At 41.5% G+C, this 6,279-nt stretch carries 3 protein-coding genes; 2 read left to right on the plus strand and 1 reads right to left on the minus strand.

Annotated elements, in window-relative coordinates; translation table 11 throughout:
- Positions 1-25 precede the first annotated feature (25 nt).
- Entirely contained in the window at positions 26-2,815 is a 2,790-nt protein-coding gene (locus JAO78_RS16125) for a TonB-dependent receptor (RefSeq protein WP_226752389.1), read from the minus strand.
- Between the two features lie 983 nt (positions 2,816-3,798).
- On the opposite strand from JAO78_RS16125, the gene JAO78_RS16130 reads away from it, so the two are divergent.
- Positions 3,799-4,260 carry a hypothetical protein gene (locus JAO78_RS16130; RefSeq protein WP_226752390.1) on the plus strand — a complete coding sequence of 154 codons (462 nt, stop codon included), beginning with the start codon at positions 3,799-3,801 and terminating at the stop codon, positions 4,258-4,260.
- A 342-nt stretch (positions 4,261-4,602) separates the two neighbouring features.
- A complete protein-coding gene (locus tag JAO78_RS16135) occupies positions 4,603-6,156 on the plus strand; it encodes a Fic family protein (RefSeq protein ID WP_226752391.1) in 1,554 nt (517 codons plus the stop codon).
- Positions 6,157-6,279: the final 123 nt, after the last annotated feature.

The following is a 6,279-nucleotide window of genomic DNA, read 5'->3' on the forward strand; positions in this document are numbered from 1 at the left end:
CGAGTTAGCGTTTTAATAATGTGTTTTAGAAATCTGCGCGCAATCCTAAACTTATACGACGTCCAGAATACTCATTTATTACCGGGAATGCAGGTGTGAGCGTGTAGCCTTTAGTCGCTTCATCCGTGACATTAATTGCTTTTAGGCTCAGTTTAATGTTGTCGTTAAGCTTATAACCTAGCGCAATATCAGTTTGACCGTAGGCATCGCGGTATACTGGATACAAGCTGCGTTCAATTACTTCAACATATTTGTCTTTATAGTTATAAGAAATGCGGGCATCAAAACTTTCATTTTCATAATAAAAAGTAAAGTTCCACGTGGTGTCGGCTAACCCTTCTGGTGGAGTGGGAATATCCAAATCAGATGAGCCTGTTAGGGTGTTATCCAGTATGGTGTAGTTAGCATTAATACCAAAGCCGTCTAATACTGGGTGTAGTCTACTCAGCGGCAATTGTGCGATGAGTTCCAGCCCCGTTACTTTGTATGAGCCTTCAGCGTTGACGGGTTGATAAACATCAAACTCATAGTAACCATCCAGCGAGCCGTTGGCATTAAGCTTTTCTACATTGGGTACTGTACCGGTTAATTCTTGACGAACCACCCCTTCAATATCTTTCCAGAAATACGATGCAGCTAGTAAACCGCCGTTTTCCAGATACCATTCCACACCCAGTTCCCATTGTTTGGCATAGGTTGGTTTCAGATCGGGGTTACCATCAGTAAAGCGGAACGAGTTCCAACTAACAGAGCGTTTGTAGGCGATATTTGTTAATGCGGGGCGCATCAGCGTTTCTGAGGCGGCGGCCCGGACTAACACATCATCGAGCACTTCCATGGTCATATTTAGGCTGGGTAACAGTTCGTTATAGCTGCCTTCTTTCGATATGGGCTCGGTCGTAAACCCAGTAGAGCCATCAGCGTTCTGTATTTGGTGATAGCCAAAAGACAGCACTGAGGTATCCACTGCTCTAACGCCAGCATTTAAAAATACGGGTTTACCAGCGAGGTCAAAGTCCATATTGGCCATTGCATACAGGCTAAGCACTTCTTCATCTACCCGGTAGTAATCTTTTGCATTAAAAGGCACAGAGAAACCGCTATAACGAAACGTATTGCGGGCGTAATCGTTAGATATTTGCATCCAGTTTAGATCTTTTGGCTGATAATTGCCGCCCGGTACGATATCGGTGACCAGCTGTAGCTGGCTATCTGCCATGGTGCGGGTATTGACCCATTCGCTACTGCCCGCTGTAGGGCCTTGTATTTTGGTTGCACCAAACTGCCGTTCTTTCGATTTGTCGGTGTAACGTACCCCAAACTGCACACTGCTTAATGCGGGTAAAAACCCCAGTTCTAACGCTTTTTTAAAGTCGAGTTGCGCAGCGTATTTATCATCAGTGACGTTTTCCAATTCGGTTTCGTAGGCTTCGAACAGGTAGCTTTCAGGTGAGCTGTACATATCAAAGCCAGCACTGGCTAGCGTTTCACCACCATTGGCTGTCCAACGGCTACGCGAAGACGCATAAGCAACGTGTTTCAGGTTGGCGTAGTCTAATGTTTTATCAGCGCCAGAGTAGCCGACTAAAGCATTAATATCCCAGCCTTGTAGCTGCCAGTCTAGCGCCAGACTATATTGCGTGAAGTCGGTATCATTTATCCGTTCTTTACTTAAAAACTCATGCTGAGTTGCGGTGTAAGACACATCAGTTAGCACGACGATACCGTACTCCGCCAAAGTGGTGTCATCATAGTCGTGAATCGTTTCCAGCGTACTGCGGCTAGAGGCGGTGTAAGCGGCTGCGTCATACTCGTCTTCAACTGCTTTGTAACCCCCCAACATGGCATCGAAAGTCAGGCTAAAGGTATTAGAGGGTTTATATTGTAAAGAGGCAGTAGCTCCCCACTTATCTTGATCATTCAGATAAACCCTGTCGCCAACCTTATCTTGAAAGATAATACGGTTAGTTTCATTTTTATCTAATCGGTCGTTAACAGTTACGCCTGCATCACGTTCCAGCACTGTGATGGCCTGCGCTGAACGTGCGCCAGAGGCTTCCAGAAAACGGCCCATAGGTCTGAAGTTAATACCAGAGTTTGAATCAGTGCGATTAGTGCGCTGGCTTGTAGAAAAGGACACCAGAGCCCCCCAGTCACCAAAGGTATCACTGGCAAGAAGAGAGAGTTTAGGATCGATCTCTTTCGAAATAGAGTTATGTGCGCCTTCAGCAGATAAAATAAATTTACTATCACTATAATCAAAGGGTCGTGCCGTACTAATTTGTACTGAACCGGCAATACCCCCTTCTTCATCTGCAGCCGATGGCGACTTTTGCACCGTAACGCTTTGTATAATTTCTGAAGCAAAAATATCAAATTCAACATCACGACCGCCACTACCCGATGCAGTAGCCAGGTTATTAATGGAAACATGCGTAAATTCAGTAGGTAAGCTGCGCACATTTACTTTGCTACCTAAGCCTTTGTTTCGCTCAATGGTCACGCCCGGCATCCGCTGCAGAGCTTCAGCCAAGTTTTGCTCTGGGAAATCAGCAACATCAGTTGCTACGATAGAATCAGAAAAGCCCGTATTCGACTTCTTTAGATCTACGGCGCGCTCTAGGCTGCGGCTGTAACTACCTTTAACAGAGATAACTTCTAGGGACTCCGTTTCTGCTGTTGTGACATCGGATGCAAGAGCCAAGCTAACCAAGGGTGTAGTGCTTAGAATGCCGCCTACTAAAATACTCTTCATTAAACGAGCTAAAACTCGCGGTTGAAAGCGAGGAAAATCTTGCTGCTCTAAAAAAGTCATAATGTGATTCCATTTCTAAAACTGCTGCCGTGGCAGTGTTAATTGTGTGCTTCATAACGCTGCAGCAGTCTATAGAGGGTTTGAGATGCTTTTGTTTCAGAAATGTGAAGTATTTAAGGCGCAATACTTTTGCGAAGTTGCGCTGATGGAGAAGCAGTCTCTTAAGCTCTCATTAGTTCGATGATCAGAGGTTGGCGCTCTGATTTAAATGTCCATTTTATTCCTGGACCATTAGTCTTAAGTTGCGTCACCTTGCTGTTTGGATAGATCCACATTACAAGAGGTTTAGCGGTTAAATGTAATATTTATGGCGATTTTTTACCCTTTGAAATACCCGTGAGCAAAGGGGGTTAGTGGCATGATACAAAATCCACGGCGATTTTTTACCTCTCGAGGAGCCAGTGATTGAAGGCGGTTTGTGGTACTGCTGCAAAATCCAAAGTGATGTTTTACCTAGCCAAGTCTGGGATGCCCATTTTAAGTGGCGTAATACTGGACTTCCCAGACTTTGCTAGACACGTTTTTCCATTGAAATACTCATTTAGTAATAATTAATTAGGTTATGCATAAATGAGGGATCTTACCATTGATGAATATCGTGGCTTTTTGCCGTAAGCAGGTAAGTAGTTTGTTTTTTGTTCTACAACTTAAAAGCAACGTGAACACTTAGCCATGAGTGAATAACGCTTAGAAAAAATATTTTCCTAATAAGCCGCCCTAGTACAGACTTTCAAGCCCCCTCAGTTAAGTGATGTTTTTGTTTCAGAATATGCACCAAATATTGATACTTGATTGAATAATGCTAAAAAAGCGCATTCCGACATCTGGAAAAATTGTTTTATGCACCTGGCCCAATCCAAAATTAGAAACCCCTTTGTTACGTTGCTCGTAAGGAGGGAATCTGTAATTTAGGAAAACACCTGCTAACGAGGGCTTCAACACATCGCATTAAAAGTTATATTTTCATGCACTTGGAGGTAGAAATGGAAATTTTAGAAAAAAATGAGCACCTTGGGAACGTTGTGTCACGAAATAATTTAGATAGCCTCATTCTAAAGATAGACAATAATCGTGCAGCGATTGAAGCAGGGCTTTCATTTTTAACTTCTGCTGATAGTTATTTATTTACTATTGATAGCCATTCAGGTAATGGTGATGGCATGACTAGCTTATTAAGGTTTCTTTATGGCAAGGTAATCCATACTGAGCAAGTTTTATTCGTAAGCGCAGAGCGGTGTAGTCAAAGGATAGAGCAAAACACTTACCGTAAGATGCTTATCGAGTCGAGCATTCTATTTATCGATGATGTATGTTATTTATACCGAAAACAGCAAAAGACTGAACTGTGGCATCAGATATTGCAGGCAAGAATATCTTTTCAAAGAAAAACATTATGTACTTTATGTATGTCAAGTGAAGAGTTGAAGTTACTACACAGGTGGTAATTTAGTGTGATCTTTTACAATATAAGCCGGTGCCGGTAGATAAATATGGTGTACATCCGGCACAGACAGGTCGCAAGCTCTGGCCAACGACATGACAAACCATTCATTTTGAGTAGTAAAGTATTAGACAGTAGTGTCAGTATGTTCGGGTTTTAAAATGTGCGTTGATAGTCTGCTATTCCTCCATCATGAAGTGCATTACTGTCTGTAGAAAGATTATAAGTAAAACTGTGTTTTTTAAGTAAAACGAGTGGCTTGTAAGTGGAATGGTTAGTTTGTAAGTGTTACTCTAAATATATAAGTATTTTATCTTTAGTGATAACTAACAAGGTATTCTTACAGATGAGTCCAATAGGTTACACCTACCTAAACCAGCTTTACAAACTACTGCTTCCGAAGCTGAATGTCGAGGTCTTTGCTGATAAATCAGTGTCAGCAGACAGCATAGTAGATTTTGGTTCATCTAAAAGAAGAGTGATACCTGCCACAAGAAAAATTACCGACTCACCCTATGAGCACATGTGCGCTGCAATTAAATACCAAGGTATTCGTCTTCATTTTTTTGCTGCAATATTCAAAGTCATTGATGTAAATGAATTTGCAGATTTCATTCGAGCATCACCACAATCAAAATATAACAGAGTGTTGTGGTTTTTGTTCGAATGGCTAACTGATGAAGAACTCCCCATACCCGCATTGACCAGTGGGAACTACATCACGCTGTTTGATGATGCGTTTTACTATACTTTAAAAGACGGCATTCGGCACAAAAGAATGCGTGTCATAAACAATGCTATTGGGAACAGAGACTACTGCCCAACAGTAAGAAAAACAAAGCAAATTCAGAAAATTGCCGGTATAGATGTTTATGAAACTGCCTATACAAAAATGCAATCGTTGGGGGATGTATTATCAACCGATATTTTGGGACGTTCCATAAATTATCTCTACACGAAAGAAACCAAATCATCGACTGAAATTGAGAATGAGCGCCCTGATAAACAGAGAATGCAGCGGTTTTTGAATGCGGTCAAAAATGTTGGTCTGTTTGAGTTAAACAAAGGCAAACTGATTGATATCCAAAATCAGATTGTCGAAGAGCGGGTTAGAGCTAACGATTACAGAATGGATGAAATCTATGTTGGCAGCACGATCCAACGGTATAATATCGTTGATGAGGATGTGCACTACATAGGTCCACTGGCTAAACATGTACCTGGAATGATGGCTGGGTTGTTAGCTACGCATGAGAATCTGATGTTAGACAGATCTATGCCTGCCCTGATCCATGCATGCATCATCTCGTTTGGTGAAGTTTATATCCATCCTTTTATCGATGGTAATGGCAGATTGCATCGATATCTGATCCATGACGTGATGAAACAGCGTGAAGCGAAACATAAGTTTATTATTCCTGTTTCTGCGTCAATTTTAAGAAATCCGGAAAAGTATGATCAGGTTCTGGAGAGTATTTCCAGACCAATTTTATCGATGCTTGATTATTCCTTTTCTGATGACTCAAAGATCGTAATTAACAATGACATCGAATACATGTATCGCTACCCAGACTTTACCGAGCATGTGAAATTTGTCTACGACATGATGGAAACCGCAGTTTCTTCAGAGCTCATCGAAGAAGTCTGCCTGATTATCTGTTTTGATACCCTGAAAGATCATATCAATAGCACCTTCGATATATCGAACAAAAATATCGATGTGCTGATTTCGTTGCTATTAAGCAATGGTGGAACGTTATCTAAAAGCAAACAGAGCTATGTGCAGCAGTTTATTGAGCTTAAACACTTACCTGGAATTGAGACTGTCGCGAAAGCTATCATTGAGAAAATTATGTCTCAATTCTCTGTAAATATCCCCGAGCTGATGAATCGAAAGTAAGTCTTTAAAACGAAGAACAAACTGGCCGGATCATCCCGAAATACGCAATATACTAAGTAAACAAATTTTTGAGGTTGGTATTTCATCAAATACTGATTAGGTGAAAATCCGGATATTTTTACA

This window comes from Alishewanella maricola (assembly GCF_016343785.1).
In the GTDB taxonomy this organism is placed as follows: Bacteria; Pseudomonadota; Gammaproteobacteria; order Enterobacterales; family Alteromonadaceae; genus Alishewanella; species Alishewanella maricola.